Origin of the sequence: Bdellovibrio sp. NC01 (assembly GCF_006874625.1) — a bacterium.
Classification (GTDB): Bacteria; Bdellovibrionota; Bdellovibrionia; order Bdellovibrionales; family Bdellovibrionaceae; genus Bdellovibrio.
Genome location: NZ_CP030034.1, coordinates 261,734 through 278,138, shown reverse-complemented (window position 1 = coordinate 278,138; position 16,405 = coordinate 261,734). Strand labels below are relative to the sequence as shown.

General features: G+C 44.2%; 16 protein-coding genes. 8 read left to right on the top strand and 8 right to left on the bottom strand.

Features of this window, described 5'->3' with window-relative positions; all coding sequences use genetic code 11:
- The first annotated feature begins 39 nt into the window (after positions 1-39).
- Positions 40-912 carry a M14 family metallopeptidase gene (locus DOE51_RS01415; RefSeq protein ID WP_246845244.1) on the top strand — a complete coding sequence of 291 codons (873 nt, stop codon included), beginning with the start codon at positions 40-42 and terminating at the stop codon, positions 910-912.
- 62 nt (positions 913-974) lie between these two features.
- Here DOE51_RS01415 and mdtD read toward each other — a convergent pair whose 3' ends face one another.
- The 5 genes from mdtD to DOE51_RS01390 are packed head-to-tail and all read right to left on the bottom strand — an operon-like array spanning position 975 to position 6,270.
- A complete protein-coding gene (gene mdtD, locus DOE51_RS01410) occupies positions 975-2,402 on the bottom strand; it encodes a multidrug transporter subunit MdtD (protein WP_142694822.1) in 1,428 nt (475 codons plus the stop codon).
- Positions 2,403-2,435: 33 nt separating this feature from the next.
- Positions 2,436-3,032, bottom strand: coding sequence for a bacterioferritin (locus DOE51_RS01405; protein ID WP_246845240.1), 597 nt, complete (start codon positions 3,030-3,032; stop codon positions 2,436-2,438).
- Between the two features lie 18 nt (positions 3,033-3,050).
- A complete protein-coding gene (locus DOE51_RS01400) occupies positions 3,051-3,713 on the bottom strand; it encodes a c-type cytochrome (RefSeq protein WP_142694821.1) in 663 nt (220 codons plus the stop codon).
- A 2-nt stretch (positions 3,714-3,715) separates the two neighbouring features.
- Positions 3,716-5,476 (bottom strand): GMC family oxidoreductase, encoded by a 1,761-nt coding sequence (locus DOE51_RS01395; RefSeq protein ID WP_142694820.1) that lies wholly within the window; start codon positions 5,474-5,476, stop codon positions 3,716-3,718.
- A complete protein-coding gene (locus DOE51_RS01390; RefSeq protein ID WP_210415553.1) occupies positions 5,476-6,270 on the bottom strand; it encodes a gluconate 2-dehydrogenase subunit 3 family protein in 795 nt (264 codons plus the stop codon). The genes DOE51_RS01395 and DOE51_RS01390 overlap by 1 nt, the downstream gene beginning before the upstream one ends.
- A gap of 171 nt (positions 6,271-6,441) precedes the next feature.
- Here DOE51_RS01390 and DOE51_RS01385 point away from each other — a divergent pair, with 171 nt between their 5' ends.
- Positions 6,442-6,912, top strand: a complete 471-nt coding sequence (locus tag DOE51_RS01385; protein WP_142694819.1) for a hypothetical protein — start codon at positions 6,442-6,444, stop codon at positions 6,910-6,912.
- Here DOE51_RS01385 and DOE51_RS01380 read toward each other — a convergent pair.
- A complete protein-coding gene (locus DOE51_RS01380) occupies positions 6,906-7,592 on the bottom strand; it encodes a hypothetical protein (protein ID WP_142694818.1) in 687 nt (228 codons plus the stop codon). The genes DOE51_RS01385 and DOE51_RS01380 overlap by 7 nt on opposite strands.
- A 16-nt stretch (positions 7,593-7,608) precedes the next feature.
- On the opposite strand from DOE51_RS01380, the gene DOE51_RS01375 reads away from it, so the two are divergent.
- The gene (locus tag DOE51_RS01375; protein ID WP_142694817.1) at positions 7,609-8,601 is read left to right on the top strand and encodes a Ppx/GppA phosphatase family protein; all 993 of its coding nucleotides are present in this window, start codon (positions 7,609-7,611) and stop codon (positions 8,599-8,601) included.
- Positions 8,602-8,635: 34 nt separating this feature from the next.
- On the opposite strand, the gene hmgA is transcribed toward DOE51_RS01375, so the two are convergent.
- Complete coding sequence (hmgA, locus tag DOE51_RS01370; protein ID WP_142694816.1) at positions 8,636-9,922, bottom strand: homogentisate 1,2-dioxygenase; 1,287 nt, start codon at positions 9,920-9,922, stop codon at positions 8,636-8,638.
- A 142-nt stretch (positions 9,923-10,064) separates the two neighbouring features.
- Here hmgA and DOE51_RS01365 point away from each other — a divergent pair, with 142 nt between their 5' ends.
- The gene (locus tag DOE51_RS01365; RefSeq protein ID WP_246845238.1) at positions 10,065-10,661 is read left to right on the top strand and encodes an outer membrane beta-barrel protein; all 597 of its coding nucleotides are present in this window, start codon (positions 10,065-10,067) and stop codon (positions 10,659-10,661) included.
- A 4-nt stretch (positions 10,662-10,665) separates the two neighbouring features.
- On the opposite strand, the gene DOE51_RS01360 is transcribed toward DOE51_RS01365, so the two are convergent.
- The gene (locus tag DOE51_RS01360; RefSeq protein WP_256373174.1) at positions 10,666-11,559 is read right to left on the bottom strand and encodes a phosphate/phosphite/phosphonate ABC transporter substrate-binding protein; all 894 of its coding nucleotides are present in this window, start codon (positions 11,557-11,559) and stop codon (positions 10,666-10,668) included.
- Positions 11,560-11,685: 126 nt separating this feature from the next.
- Between DOE51_RS01360 and DOE51_RS01355 the strand changes: the two genes are divergently transcribed.
- The 4 genes from DOE51_RS01355 (at position 11,686) to DOE51_RS01340 (ending at position 16,404) form a co-directional block, all read left to right on the top strand.
- Positions 11,686-11,991: an Hpt domain-containing protein gene (locus DOE51_RS01355; RefSeq protein ID WP_246845236.1), complete on the top strand. Its 306-nt coding sequence runs from the start codon at positions 11,686-11,688 to the stop codon at positions 11,989-11,991.
- 68 nt (positions 11,992-12,059) lie between these two features.
- Complete coding sequence (locus tag DOE51_RS01350) at positions 12,060-15,389, top strand: ATP-binding protein (protein ID WP_246845235.1); 3,330 nt, start codon at positions 12,060-12,062, stop codon at positions 15,387-15,389.
- Positions 15,390-15,401: 12 nt separating this feature from the next.
- Entirely contained in the window at positions 15,402-15,902 is a 501-nt protein-coding gene (locus DOE51_RS01345; RefSeq protein WP_246845233.1) for a response regulator, read from the top strand.
- Positions 15,903-15,996: 94 nt separating this feature from the next.
- Positions 15,997-16,404 carry an OsmC family protein gene (locus tag DOE51_RS01340; protein ID WP_142694811.1) on the top strand — a complete coding sequence of 136 codons (408 nt, stop codon included), beginning with the start codon at positions 15,997-15,999 and terminating at the stop codon, positions 16,402-16,404.
- The last annotated feature ends 1 nt before the right edge of the window (position 16,405 follow it).

The following is a 16,405-nucleotide window of genomic DNA, read 5'->3' as shown; positions in this document are numbered from 1 at the left end:
TCTTTGACAGCATAACAATTGTCAATGGAGCCTTTAAACATGCTACATATTATTTTTTCACTTTTAATTTCGATGCATGCCCCAGCGGCTTCTACCAACTATTCAACGGTGCAAGACAATCTTAAAAGAATTGCGCAAGAGAATCCAACTACCACTGAACTAATCAGCATCGGTACTTCAGATGCTGGTGAGCAAATCAATGGTTTGAAAATCGGTAACGGTGAAACAGCAGACCTTATTGTTGCCACTCACCATGGTAACGAATACGGTTCGACGGCAGTTGCGGTTGGCGCAGCAGAGTCGTTCGCAAAAAATCCAATCGTAGGCCACACAGTTTACGTTATTCCAGTTTTGAACATCAACGGTTACAACAACCGCAACCGTTATGAAAGACTTCCAAGCGGAAGCCTTGATCAAAACCGCGACTACCCAGGACCTTGTGTAACAACGAAATCTTTCCGCTCGAAATCAACAAAAGCTCTTGCTGATTTCATCGCTGAAAAGAATATCGTAAGCTCTGCAACTCTACACACTTACTGGCCAGCAGTTCTTTATCCTTGGGGCTTTTCCACAAATGACGTGACGACTTCTTACGAATCCACGTTCATCAACCTGGCAAAAGCAGCCGTGGTTGAAAGCGGATACGCTGTAGGAAACTCTAAAGAGCTTCTTTACGCGGCAGACGGTGCCTTTGAAGATTACGCTTTCTGGAAACACGGTGTTTGGTCATTGTTGTTTGAAATGGGTAACTCGCACAATCCATCACAAAGTGCGATGAACCAAATGGTAGCGACAAATGTTCCGGGTCTTCGTCGCTTTATCGAAAATGCTCCGAAAGAACGTGCCGCAAATCACGAGTTCACGGGCAAATGTGATTACACTCGCGCACTACAAAGAACTCACCTAGAATAGTTTGAAAATTAAATCCTAGTTCGATCACCTAATAACGGAGTCCACAATACTCCGTTATTTTTTTATACGGCCTCTACCGGTTCTGCGGTTGAAGCGTCTTTCAACGATGCCGGCAATTGCCAAAAGATCCATGCCGAACTGCAAGTAATCACACCCATACAAACAAAAGTCCAACGGAACGCTTGAATTGCATAGACTCCGTCTTCGTAGGTACCAAAGTGTTTTGCAAATGTTGATAGCAAAGCTCCTGCCGCAGCCACCGCAAAACTCATGGCCAACATCTGAATCATTGAAAATAAACTATTTCCACTGCTTGCATATTTGGCGCCCAAGTCTTTCAACGTCAGTGTATTCATCGCTGTGAACTGCACGGAATTCACGGTACCGAAGAAGATCAACTGAATGATTCGTAACCAGATTGGATGATTGGGATTGAACAGCGCAAAGCTTGCCATTGCAAGACCAACAAGAATCGTATTACCAACCAAAACATTTTTATAACCCATCTTCACGATCAACGGAGTCGCCAAACGTTTCGCAAAGATCCCCGCTAACGCGACCGGAATCATTGTCATCCCCGCTTCAAACGGCGAATACTTCAAACTTACTTGCAACAGCAATGGAATCAAAAATGGCATACTGCTGCTGCCGATACGCGCGAACAAGTTGCCCATCAATCCGATGCTGTACGTTTGCGATTTAAATAAGTGCAAAGAAAAAAGAGGATCTTTCGTGCGCGAAGCATGAAGCCAATAAGAACTCAAACTTGCTAGACCGAAAATCAAAAGCACCAATACCGTCGCGTGAGGAAATCCCAGTTCCGACAAGCCATCAAGTGCGAATGAAATAAAGACCATGCTGACTGAAAGCATGACGAAGCCAGGAATATCAAACCGGCGTGGCTCCCCGCGAATATCAGGCATGTGGGTGTAAGTAAAAATACAACCTAGAATACCAACGGGAATATTGATTAAGAAAATCCAGTGCCACGAAGCGAATTCAACCAGCCAACCACCTAATGTGGGACCTATGAGCGGCCCTACCAACGCCGGAATGGTAACGAAGCTAATCGCACGTAAGAATTCATTTGCAGGAAACGCACGCAGAACAGCTAAGCGTCCCACTGGCATCATCATCGCGCCACCCATCCCTTGAATCACACGCGAGATCACCAATTGCGGAAGCGTTTGCGAAAACGCGCACAATAGCGAACCAATGCTAAACATAAAGATCGCAGAAAAGAACACACGCTTCGTTCCGAAGCGATCAGCAATCCAACCTGACGCTGGAATCACAACGGCAATTGTTAATGAATATGCGATGATCACCGACTGCATAAGCAAAGGACTTTCGCCCAAACTTTTTGCCATGCTTGGTAATGCGGTATTAACGATGGTGGCATCGAGAGTTTCCATGAAAAACCCGACTGCCACCAACCATAGAAGAATATTTTTTGAAACTGGTTCGTTCACAGAGCTTTTCACTGCAATCCTCCCACAGAGGATAAATAAAAAGCTCCTCTGTTAGTTATGCTTTTCACTAACGGCAAGAAGATCCGCCAAATCATTTGCGTGCTCTTCTTCATCTGCCATTATTTTTTCAAGCATGACACGAGTCGTAGGATCACCCAGCCCGAACCAAGAAATCATTTTGCGATAAACGTCGATAACGATTCTTTCAGCAACGAGATCTTCACGAATCATCGCGCGCAAATCATGAGATTGACCATAATCAGTAACCGCCTTGCCAGCGACACTGAGAGGATTGAAATCAGGATTTCCGCCTAATTGATTGATTCGTTCAGCAAGCATCATCATGTGCCTCTGTTCGTTTTCGGCGTGCTCCTCGAACTCTTTTGAAATATCGAGGAAATTGATTCCTTTGGCAATGATTTGATGGTGACGATAACGGAGCACACAATTTATCTCGGTTGCCAAAGCTTCATTTAAAAGTGCACATGCTTGATTTACATCAAGCGGATAATTTTTTGTGACTGCGCCTTCAATTATAGAAGAGGCTGCTTGTTGCTTAATCTCATCAACATCATAAAGACCTGGCACTGCTTGTGGTGTGTTCGTCGTAAGATTCTGAGTTGGTCTATGTGGATTCATTTGTCCCATAATGCACTCCTTCAGTTTCTATTTTGCTACGGCTTTACCCGCATTGATCTGCACTTGTTCAAAATACAAAGCCAACGCCGATATATCTTTATCTGACAGTCGTTTTGCTATGGGTCCCATCAGATCCGCGCTGTTTTTGCGTTGCCCATCTTTCCATGCTTTAAGCTGAGCTTCCAAATAATTTGCATGTTGTCCCGCTATTGCAGGAATCGCTGGCGCCATTCCCATTCCTCCGGGTCCATGACAGTTGTTGCAAGCTTGCACCTGAATTTTTAGATCACCGACAACCGCCAATTCTTCGCCACGCTTAAGAACTGCGCTTGCTGCCTTTTTTACTTTTGGAGTTGGAAAAAGTATTTTTGCATAATAGGCAGCAACATCTGCTTTTTCCTTATCCGTTAATGCCTTTGCAATCGGTCCCATCACGGCGTTATTGCGTGCGCCGCTGGAATAATCTTTCAGCTGTTGCAAAATATAATACTGCGATTGATTGACCATTCTTGGGAACGATCCAGTTTTATTTTCTTCAGTGCGCGTGCCATGACAGGCAAAACATGCCGTCGCACCTTCAGGTGTGCCTTTCATTGCAATGTCTTCACCCGCTTTCATATCAGGCTCATCAGCCGCGTAAGCTCCTGCCGCAAATAAAATCATGATAAGAGATTTAATAATCAATTTCATAACTACACCAACGCCCCAGGCGACTTCACATATTTTTTTAATGCTTCAGCAGCCCAATAAGTTAATGCGCCGACAGTGCCGGTCGGATTGTAACAAGCATTTTGTGGGAAGGCTGATGCACCAACCACGAAAAGATTTGAAACATCCCAACTTTGCAAATAGCGATTCACGGCACTTGTATTTGGATCAGTGCCCATGACAGCGCCACCCGTGTTATGTGTCGTTTGATAAATTGTCGTGTCCCAAGATTTTTGACGAGGCTGCACGGCCACTTGTTTGCCGCCCATGGCATCACCGATTTTTTTCATCTGCGCACCAATGTGCTGAGCCATGCGAATATCATTATCTGGGAAATCAAAAGTGATACGCAATAATGGCAAACCCCAGGCATCTTTGTATGTTGGATCTAAATCCAAATAATTCTGACGACACGCTGTCGAGCTGCCATGACCATTTAAATTCACGGTGTGATTATAATGTTTCGCAACTGCCTTCTTCCAATCCGCACCCCACTTCGGTGTACCCGGCGGAGTTGGTCGATATTCAATCGGGCGTCCGTTGGTATTGATCGCACCAATATAAGCGCCACCAATAAACTTCAATGGACCATGATCAAAATTATCACCCGAGAAATCGTCAATCAAAGTTCCCGACGATCCTGAAGCCATGAAAGGATTAATGTTCACGCTTTCATCATAGAAAATTTGTCCTGCACTCATCGTTTGATACGCGTAATTGCGACCGACAACGCCTTCACCCGTTTTCGGATCGTACGGCTTACCAATGCCTGACAATAACATCATACGCACGTTGTTTAACGAAAACGCAGTCAACAGAACTAAATCTGCGGGTTGCTCGAACTCTCTTCCCGCAGCATCGACGTAGGTAACCCCTGTCGCTTTCTTCTTGGTACTGTCCAAGTTAATTTTCGTAACTTGGCAACCGGTACGCAGTTCATAATTCGACATCTTCAAAGCCGCTGGCAAAATAATTGTCTGTGGACTTGATTTCGCAAAGTGTTCGCAACCAAAGCGTTCACAGAATCCACAGAATGAACACGTTTGCATCGTCAAACCTTCAGGATTTGTATACGGAGCACTTAAATTGGAAGATGGCTGTGGAAAAGGATGAAAGCCTAACTCATTCGTGGCTTTTCTGAATAAAGCACCGGCATAGTGTTCTTTCATCGGCCCTGTTGGATATTCACGCGAGCGCCACCCTTCAAAAGGATTACCACCTGCTTGAATTTTTCCTTTGATGTTGCCAGCTTTACCACTTGTACCGCACAGGTATTCAAAACGATCATAGTGCGGTTCAAGCTCATCGTAAGTCACACCCCAATCTTGAATTTGCAAATCTTTATCTAAAAAGTTTTTGCCATAACGTTTTTCAATATGACTTTTATAAATGAAGTCGGCGACTTGAAAACGATACGTCTGCCCATTCCAATGCACCATCGCACCGCCAAGTCCCGTGCCAGGAAGAAAGCTATCCCAGCGACGAATCGGCAATGCCGTTTGATCTAAAGAGTTGCGCGCGGTAATGGCCTCTTTGGTATTGTCCTGCATCAGGCCCTTGCGAACGGCGAAGCGCAGTTCATCATGCATATTTGGAGATTGAAAATCCGGAACCGTGTCGAGGTGTGGTCCACGCTCAAGCCCCACGACTTTCAAGCCTAATGCCGCAAGTTCCTTTCCAAGAATTCCGCCGGTCATGCCCACGCCAATTGTCACAACGTCTACGGGTTTTAGTTTCGTGGCCATTATTTTCCACCTTTACCTTTCACAGTTCCAAGGCTTGCAGGAATATTGGAATGTTGATGAATTTTTCCCATAGAGTCTTCAGCAAGACTCATCGGTGCACGATCAATTTTGATTCCGTGTTTATCGAGGACGTCATAATAACTTCCATAGGCTCCAGGAAAGCCAATCATGCGCCATGAAATCATGTCGTAGTTACCGCCATAGACTGGATCAGAAAAAAATCCTTCCATCGTTAGTTGCAACAACGACGAAAAGAAAACTGCCGACGGAACTCCATCTAAATCGGCACCGCCCTTTTCAAGTTCCTTTAAAAAAGAATCTTGTTGGTCAGGTGACATTTTATTTAGCGGAGTCTTCATTTGTTTATTGAGCGCCTTTAAAGCTGTGCGGAAAAGTTCTGCCGGAGTAAAAGGCAACTGATAACCCTGAGTTTTCGTACCTACTTGCCAAGGCCCCGAACGATAAAGGCGTTCACCTGCGCCCCAACTTCCACCGAGTTGTTTGTCGATGTAGTTTGGCACTCCAGCTTCGATCGCTCCGCCCCATTTTTCATCAGCCGGAATCAATCTTGCGGTTGCAGCTTCAATGAACGCCGCTTCTTGTTTATTCAAAAATATGTAAGTGGTTTTTACTGGCTTCTTTGTCGGTGTTGTTGCTGCTTTTGATTTAGTAACCGCAGCTTCCGCTTTTTCTGCTATACCCGCGATAGGTAAACTGGCAAGCAACCCAGTTGCTGCAATCTTTAAGGCTTCACGTCGGGAAACCTCAAACTTTTCCGTTGATTCCTCTTCCACGCATCCCTCCAAAGTTCTTAAACAAGATTTAGGATCAGGTAAATTGCGGGCTAAGTTCAAATCAGCACAAGACTTCTGCGAACAAACAAGCAAATCGCTGCTAAGCCACATCTGATAAATTGGACTTAACAATTTCCCAGATTGTCGCACGATAAAGTAAAGGAGTTCCCCATGAATAACCTCGCACTCTTCTTATTTTTTTCGATGATTGTTCTTGCCTTCCAACACGCCAAAGCAGAATCGCCACAGCCGATGCTAACTTGTACAAATTCTGTGATTAACAACGTTTATATTCCGAAGCTACGCGAAGTAGTTGACTGGCCAGATAGTCAAATCAGACCTTACGCAAAACAACTCTGTCAGCTTGATAAACAAAAAGAGTCATTGCAAAAATCCATCAAAGCGCGCGCGGATGAATTGCGCACTACCAACTGGAGAATTTGCAAAGAAGTGATTCCCGGAAACCCAAATCCAACCGATGCTGAATGCCAAGCCGCTTACGCACAAAGAATTAACGATCACATTGATCAATGCATCAGCCTAGTAAGTTTAGGACACAATCCGCACAACGTGATGTTGTTCATAGATCCGGCACAAGTTGAGGTGGCGTGCTTAAAGGGTACGAATACGTCACTTCAATGATAACGAAGTGCTCGAGTCAAAATAATATGACCCGCAACAACCCCACCGATTCCGATGGGGTTTGCTAGAATGAAGGGCCATTGATAGACAAATGGAGAATCCATACCTTTGCTAATCTGTGTTATGCCCAACACTGAATCAATCCCAAGGACATGAAAGAATAAAACGATTCCCACGATATTGATTCCCCAGGCAATCCAGCGATAACGATTGGCCAAGGGTGCAAAGATTAACGCCAGCATACCTGTGACCACATCATAGTTAATCCCGATCCATGTATATGCTTTAGGAAGAATTCCATCTTCCACCCACACATCCAGCATCAGGTTGATCGGCAAACGAAAGACGTGAAATCCAACAAGAAATGCCAGGGGAACAGACAGCGCAATTTTTGCGCCTTTATCGGAAAGCGCAAACCAAATAGGAATAACAAAACTAAAAAACATCACCAGAGGGTACAGCAACTGTGGCAATTGATTTATGGCACCCGTCAATGAAAGCACAGTGATGATACCGAGCCACACTCCAATAAACGCAAATGATTTAATCGTTTCTTTTTTTGGATCGCCAAGCAGGCGAAGGTTTGAATAATAGATAGCCGACAAGACCATAACAACGACGCATAGAAGAACCAATCCAAAGACCAAGAGTTGTTGAGTGCTTGCTGGCGTTAAATTCATAACCTATTCTAGGACGATGAAAATCATTACGTCACTTTTAATTCTTTTCTCGTTCCATTTTGTTTTTGCAGAGAACTGTCAGGAAAATCGCGCGAGCATCGATATCGGATCAGGCACCACTAAAGGTCTGGTCGCCGAAGTCGACGTATGCCAAAAGAAAATCGTAAAAGTGCTGTTTGAAAATCGCCTTCCGCTTGCGTTCAATGAAGCCATGGAAAAAACCGGCAAACAAATTATTCCCGCTGACATGACTCGGTCGGCAATTCCGCAAATGCAGAATATGCTCGGCAAGATGAATGAATTTCATCCCACAAAGATTAAAGCGGTTGCCACATCGGTGTTCCGTGTTGCGAAGAACGGTCAAGAAGTCGCACAGGAAATTTCTAAGTCTTTAAAGATCCCAGTGATAGTGATCACACAAAACCAAGAAGCAGAACTTGGTTACCTTTCAGCGATCAGCCAAGCCAATCCCGCAAAGGATAAAAAACTGATTGTGTGGGACATTGGCGGTGGCTCAATGCAGATGTATTCACAGACGGGAAAGAAAGCAGAAATCTACAAAGGCGATCTGGCATCGGTAACATTCAAGAACCAAGTCTTGCAAACACTGCAATTCAAAGATCCAAAAAATAATCCGTCGCCTAATCCACTGGGTGCGAACAAAGATGCTGCGGTTCAGTTAGCGAAAAATCACGCTTACACCAAAGTTCCCACATATTTTAAAATTAACGCACCCAAAGCTTATTGGATCGGTGTCGGCGGAGTTCTGTCTGAATCCGTGCAAAATCAAGTCAACAAAGAAGCAAAACACTTCTCTCAAGATGATTTGACAAACACCTTAGCGGAAAAAGCAAAGTTCACCGACCAACAATTGCAAGGTGATTATAAAATCACTGACGTCACAAATTTGGCCCTGGTCTTGGGATATATGAAAGCTCTCGACATTAAAGAAGTGGAAACGGTAAAAGCCTCATTAGGCCAAGGCCTTCTTTACAAAGATCTTCACTAGAAATAAAAAAAGGCTGTCCGAAGACAGCCTTTTTTTAAGCCTTAAAATTCTTTTTAAAATTTTGCCAGCAGTCTTGATAGTCGTCTTGGATAAATCCTTTCGACATCGCGAAGTCTGTTACCATATATGGCATTCTTGATTCGAACATAAACGCCATAGTTTGATCGATCTTATGCGGCTTCAATTCAACGTCACTTGCTTTGACAAACGTGTCTGAATCCGGACCGTGAGCCGCATAGAAGTTATGCAAGCTTCCACCACCAGGAATAAAGCCACCGCTTGTTTTTGCGTCGTACACGCCATAAATCAAGCCCATGTATTCGCTCATGCAGTTGCGATGGAAATATGGAGGACGGAACGTATGTTCTGCAACCATCCAACGTGGTGGGAAAATCACAAAATCAACATTCGCAGTTCCCGGAGTTTCACTTGGTGAAGTCAACACAGTGAAAATCGAAGGATCTGGATGATCGAAGCTAACAGTATTGATCGTATTGAATTTACGAAGATCATATTTGTACGGTACGTAGTTACCATGCCATGCAACTACATCAAGTGGCGAGTGACCCATTTTAGCATGCCACAACTCTCCCGCAAATTTTCCGATTAATTCGAAATCACCCTCAAGATCTTCAAAGGCAGCAACTGGTGCTAAGAAGTGACGGCGATGGGCAAGACCGTTCGCACCGATCGGTCCCAATTCTGGCAACTGAAAAGGAGCACCGAAGTTTTCGCCGATATAACCACTGCAGCCACCGCTTAATGGATTGACTTGAAATTTCATTCCGCGCGGAACCACGGCAATTTCACCCGGTTCAACTTCTAGAATGCCAAGCTCTGTTTTGATTTCTAATTTTCCAGTTTGTGCGACAAACAAGAAATCACCATCCGCATTCATGAAATATGTTTTGCCCATACCTTCAGTGAATGAATACAAGTGCACTTGAATACCACGTTGTTCGTGGCTGTTACCAGTCCCAACAACACAACGAATACCTTGCACGAAGTTTTGTTTCACGTTCAATTCTGGATGTGGATTCCAACGCATTTGATTTGGATTAATCGAATGCGGCTTAAAGAAAGTTTTCGCCGTCAGATCTTTCATTGGCGTAAATGCTTTATGCATGACCGAAGGACGCAGGCGATACAACCACGCATATAAGTTGTGCGCACGCGGAGCCGTGAAAGCAGATCCGCTTAACTGTTCAGGATAAAGACCGTGCGGAGCTTTTTGTGGAGAATTCTGGTCCAACGGCAAAGTGCCAGGACGAGATTCAGACGAAAAATGATTTCCAAAGCCAGATTGATATAATTTTTCCATATAAGCAGCTAATCGGTTTGCTCGGCCAAAGTCAACACGGCGCTAATTACCATTATGATTATAAACACTTTTGCAGAGCTTCACTCTCCTCCCAAGTCGTAGAGGTTTAAACTTGCAGTATGTCTTTCACAGGGAGGGAGGAATGATGAACAAACTTAAATTACTTATCGCAGCAGGCTTTTTGTTTTGTGCAGCACCGTCACACGCAGTGGGACTTTTTCTTGAACCAGGTATCTTCTATGAAAAAGGTGACCACGAAACAACATGGCCTTCTCCATTCTCTTCATCAACAGGAAGTACGCATGGTGGTGGGATCGATTTAAAACTAGGAGTCAGCTTCGGAAGTGTTTTTTACCTTGCGGCCGATGGCATGTGGTCCAAAGTGAAATTCGAAGATTCGTCAAACGACTATAGCGCCAATGCGACTTCGAATGCTTACGCGGGTATTCTCGGTTTTCAATTCCCCGTTGTTGGCTTGCGTGCTTGGGGTGGTTACGTCTTCAATGCGACGCTCGATCCCGATCAAGACGGCACTTACGATGTCAAATTTGATGAAGGTAAAGGTTGGAAAGCAGGTATTGGCTTTAAAATTTTTATTGTCAGTCTGAATGTTGAATACATGCAGATCAAATACGACAAATCAAAATTAGAAGCCCCCGTCGCCACCGACTTTGACGAAAAAATGGAAAACAAAGTCGGCATGATTAGTGTCAGCTTCCCAATGAATTTCGGTGACTAGCCTGCTACTTCACGAAGTCTTGAACGTTTTTCCCCATATCAAGCAAGATTTTACGAGTAGAATCGTAATCCTTGTCATCGCAGTCTTTAAAACCAGTTAGGTGATACAACTTCTTGAGGGCGACAGCGCCCTCGGGAGTTGAGCCGAAACTCTTCAATGCCGACGTTAATTTCTTTTCTAAATCTGCCGGAAAATCTTTTCTGAAAACAACTGGATCACTGGGGATCGGACCTGTTAATTTCAAGATGCGAACTTTCTGGAAAACATCTGGGAATTGTTCTTTCACCAAACGTCGCGCATCTTGCGGTACACCGTTTTCTTCAGGCGTGTGATACGTAGCCCCTGCATCAATGCGCCCTTGATACACCATCGTTACAACACTGTCGTGTTTGCCGGCGAAAACAATTTCAGATGGCTTGATGTTTTCATCTTTAAAAAGTTTTGCAGCTAACAAGTAACCTGACGTCGATGCCGGATCGACGAAGGCAATTTTTTTACCATTCAAATCCTGAATTTTTTGTATCTTAGGATCGGAGGTAATGATCTGCCCCCAGTACTCCGAGCGGCCCAAATTCACGCCAATCAGTTTTGCGTTTGCGCCATATTTTTCATGCGCCATGATGTAACCGAAAGTATTCATAATCGCGACATCTACGCGCTGCGATCCCATACCCTCCACCACCGCTACAAAATTCGTCGGAACTTGCATTTTTACGAACAGGCCGGTTTGTGCATGAATCCACTGTTCTAGGACTTTTCCATTCTCCATAAGAACGGTAGAATCTTGTCCTGGAACGAGTGCAAATTGAATGGGACGACCCTCTGTTCCAAGCTCTTTTTTTGATGTGCAAGCCATGGAAACTAAACAAAGAAAAAGGATGAAAATTTTCTTCAGCACAAAGCGCCTTTCGAGAGAAAAAACAACTCAATCTACTCCTGTTATTAAATGTATGCAATAAACTGGGAGATAAACTAAAAAGAATTGAAACCTGAAGGGTTTTTACGAGATAAGGGGACCATGGCAATGGCGAAAATTAAAGTCGAAATCGATGAAGATCTTCAGGATCTAATTCCTCAGTTTCTAGAGAATCGCAAAAAAGATATCGAATCTTTGCAGTCCCTAGTAGCGCAAAAAGACCTGACTGCTATTGCGCAGTTGGCTCATAAAATTAAGGGAGCCGCAGCAGGTTACGGTTTTATCGATCTTAGCGCCATGGCTGCAGAAATGGAAAAGGCTGCGAAGAACAACGACAGTTCTCCCCTTTCTGGAATCGCAAATAACATGAAAACCCATTTTGAGAACATCGAAATCACTTTTGTACCGATGTAAGTAGAAAAACCATGACAGTTCGGGCTCGCCTGCTTTTATTGACGATCGTCCTATTCGTAGGCGCCCTAATGGCAGCTGGGACCATCGGTTATAAAATGGGTAACACTTCTCTAGAAAGAAGTTATAACGATCGCCTGCTGCAAGCCCGCTCTGCAAAAGCTCAAGCCCTTAAAAATGATTTAGAAAACGTTGGCAAAACTCTGCTAGTGACATCGGAACTGATGCGCACTCGCGCCGCGCTTCGCGGTTTTCTACAAGCAGAGTACGAGACGTTTAACTGGATGAATAAAAATCCAAATGTGCAAGAGTGGCAAGAGCAACTTAGTGTTGCTTACCAAGCGGATCGCAATCCTGAAGTTGCCAAGGCCATTACTCACCTGCACAAGCTGCCATTGTTTTTACAATCGCAGTTCGTGAAACAAGCAACCAATGATGACGTTCCAGCACGTACCATCGTTAACATTCGCGGCTTAGAGAAAATGAATTTCTTTAAACTGCATGAAACGATTCATCCGTTCTTTTTCGATTATGCGGAACGTTTCAATATCGATGACATCATGTTGATCGATAACACGGGTACGATTGTTTACACTCTTCAAAAAGGTTTGGCGTTTGGAACAAATCTGAATTCAGGTGTTTTCAGCAGCACATCATTGGGCGAGGCTTATCGCTGGTCGTTGAATGCAAATCCTCGCACTTACAAATTCATCGATTTTTCAAACAGCAATGGCATGACACCGCCAGTAGCGTTTCTTGTCGCGCCTGTCTTTGATAAATCGCAATTGCTTGGTGCCGTCGTATTTCAAATTAATCTAGAACGTATCGATTTACTTCTTAGTGACAATCATCAATGGAAAAAATTAGGCCTGCAGGAAACTGGAGAAGTTTTGGCAATAGGACCTGATGGTCTGTTACGCAATAACTCTCGCGTTTTTTTTGAAAATCCAACAGAGTTCCTAAAAAAGTTTTCAAGTGCAGGAGCAAGTTCACAAACCGTCAAACAGGTCGAACAGGCAAAGACGACGGCTTTAAAACTGGGTCTGCCTATCGAACGTGTTCGCCATTATTTCCGCGCCGAAGATAGCATCGTGCAAACTGACGATTATCTGAATGAAAAAGTTCTGGCTTCTGTGGGTCGAGTGCATTTACCAGGCGGTGGCGAATGGTTATTGATCGCAAAAATCAATCGCGATGAAGCCCGCGCCCCATTGACTCCATACATGCTGTTGTTCACGGCCGTAGGTCTTTTATTATTGGCAGCGTTGTTACTAATTTTCTTCATGCTATCGCGTCGCCTAGTAACGCCAGTGAAGACTTTGGAAAACGCGTTTTCGGATCTTAGACAGAATCACTGGGATCGCCGTCTGCCCGCTTTGGATAACGATGAATATTCGCAGCTTTTCAAAGATTACAATCAACTGGCAGAGACTTTAGAAAAAACCACTGAAGCAAAAGAGATTTTAGAAAACGTCATGCATTCGTTGCGTGAAGTTTTATTTGTAGTCGATATTTATCAGGATCAAGAACAAGCGCCACGCTGGGCGATTCGCCAAGTAAACGCAGCCGGTAGCTTATTGATTGGCATACCAGAATCCTCAATTATCTCTTCAGATTTGAAGTTATGGATTGATACAGATTATTCGCGCATCACGAAGTGTGTTATTGATGACGAACCAATGACGGAATCTATTGAAGGCACGTTGAAAAAGATTTCGGGCGAAAAAGTGCCGATGACCCTGTCACTTTCACGCGTGAAGTCCGCGCCTCATTCTTTAGGCAGCTTTGTGTTGATTGCTAATGACGTCAGCCGCCAGAAAGAAATCGAAAAAGAACTGAAGACTCAAGAAGTTATGCTGAAAGAATCGCAGCGCATGTCCAGAACAGGTTCCTTCCGTTGGGAAATGGACACTGGCAAAATGGCTTGGTCGGAACAACTTTATGATATCTTTGGAATTGAAACAACGGCTCGGCCCTCTTCGGATTTATTTAGATCTCTTGTCGTAGCGGATGACTTGCATCTGGTTGACAGCGCCTTTAGCGAGGCACAAAAGAAAATGGCGCCGTACACGGTGGACGTGCGAATTCGCCAGGCAGATACCCATGAAGTGATTTGGATTCGTGCCGTGGGTGAAATTCAGTACGATCGCTATGGCAATCCCATCAGCAGCACCGGCATCATTCAGGACGTCACAAATCTGAAACGCGCCGAAATCGCTTTGATCGCTGCCAAAGACGAAGCTTTGAAATCCTCACAAGCTAAATCCGAATTTCTTGCACACATGAGTCATGAAATTCGCACCCCAATGAATGCAATCATGGGTATGGCAGAGCTACTGCGTGAAACAAAGTTAAGTGCCGATCAAGATTATTACGTCACCATTTTCTGTAAAGCCGGCGAAGTGTTGATGGCACTAATCAATGACATCTTGGATCTTTCAAAAATCGAAGCCGGTGAAGTTTCGATTGAGAATATTCCGTTCGATTTGAAAAAATTGATGAACGATCTAGAAGACATCATGAAGCCACGTGCTTTAGAAAAAGGCATTGGCTTTTCATTCGAGATCGCGAAAGGAATTAATCCTCATTTGATGGGTGATCCCAATAAACTTCGCCAAGTCTTGATCAACTTGGTCAGTAACTCTTTGAAATTTACAGAGCGTGGACAAATTCGTTTGAATGTGACGAAGAATCCAACAAAAAAAGACAGCTTGATGATTTCAGTCAGCGACTCTGGTGTCGGAATTGCACCGAATAAGCAGCATTTGATTTTCCAGAAGTTTTCACAAGCTGACAGTTCCATCACTCGTAAATACGGTGGAACAGGTCTAGGTTTGGCGATCTCAAAAAGCTTAGTCGAGTTAATGGGTGGCCAAATCTGGTTTAAAAGTCGCGAAGGCGTCGGTACGACGTTCTTCTTCACCGTACCACAGCGTGAACAAGTTTATAACGTCGGCACAATGAAGCCTGTCCCGATGAAAACGCCTCAATTGAACTTTGCTCCTTCAGTCCCTCGCGATCCAAATAAGCGCGTACGTATTCTTGTTGCCGATGACACGGAAGACAATCGCATTTTATTCACGCACTATTTAAAAAATGGACCTTATGAAATAGTTGAAGCAGAAAATGGACTTGAGGCTCTGAATAAGATAAAGTCGGATAAGTTTGATATCGTCTTTATGGACGTTCAAATGCCAGAGATGGATGGCTATGCAGCCACTGCTCAAGTACGTGAATGGGAAGAACATGAACATCATGGACACGTTCCTATCATTGCACTGACAGCCCATGCCCTTTCTGATGACCGAGATAAATCTTTAAAAGCGGGTTGCGATGATCACATCACTAAACCTTTTAAGAAAGATACTTTGCTCGGCGTGATTGATAGATTTTCGCACTAAGGAGATGGCCTGATGGCGGCCCAGGAAGAAAAAAGCAGACTACTGATCGTCGAAGACGATGCTGATATTCGTGAATTGCTAAAGCACTTCATGAAAGAGTTCGTTGACGAAATCGTAGAAGCAGAAAACGGATCTGCGGCACTTCAATATGTGAAGGCGCAAGAATTCGACACAATTCTTTCTGATATCGAAATGCCTCAGATGAACGGCCTTAAATTTTTGGCTTACGTTCGCTCGCTAGGTCACATGACGCCATTTGTGGTTTTAACGGCACACGGCGATCATACGCGCGCCCTGGAAGCCTTATCTCTTGGCGCCTTTGACTTCATTACTAAGGATTCCAAACGTAAAGTGGTGATCGAAAGCGTGTGTTCTGCGCTGAAAATCGGTCGTGAGATGAAAGCATCTAAAAACGATGCGGTTCGTTCAAATCACCTAAAAAAGCTTTACGCTGATATGTCTAAATCTTCAGAGCTTCGTCTTCGCAAAATCATCGAAGACATGTCCTCTTAATTACTCCGACGCAGTCGGAGACCAGACAAGAATTGACCACGAAATTTTTTGCGGTACTTTAGAGCTTTCGAACGAAATGCTCTAAGGAGGCCTCATGGTTAAAATGTCTGCTGTCTATCAAGGTGAAAAACACTGCGAACTTCTTCACGAACAATCTGGTTCTAAAATCGTCACAGACGCACCAAAAGACAATGCCGGCCGTGGTGAGGCGTTCTCTCCAACAGACCTTGTGGCCATTGCAATGGGTTCGTGCATGTTAACGACAATGGCTATTAACTGTGAAAAAGAAGGCGTGGTTATTAAAGGCTCACGTGTGAATGTTGAAAAAGAGATGGCTGCAAATCCACGCCGTATTTCTAAAATCAATATTGTTATGCACTTGCCGCAATCAGTTCCGCACGACTATCGCAAAAAACTTGAAGGCTTCGCATTGGGTTGCCCAATTAAACAAAGCCTGCACACAGACGTTCAAGTTCCAGTTGTATTCCACTACGACCTGTAAG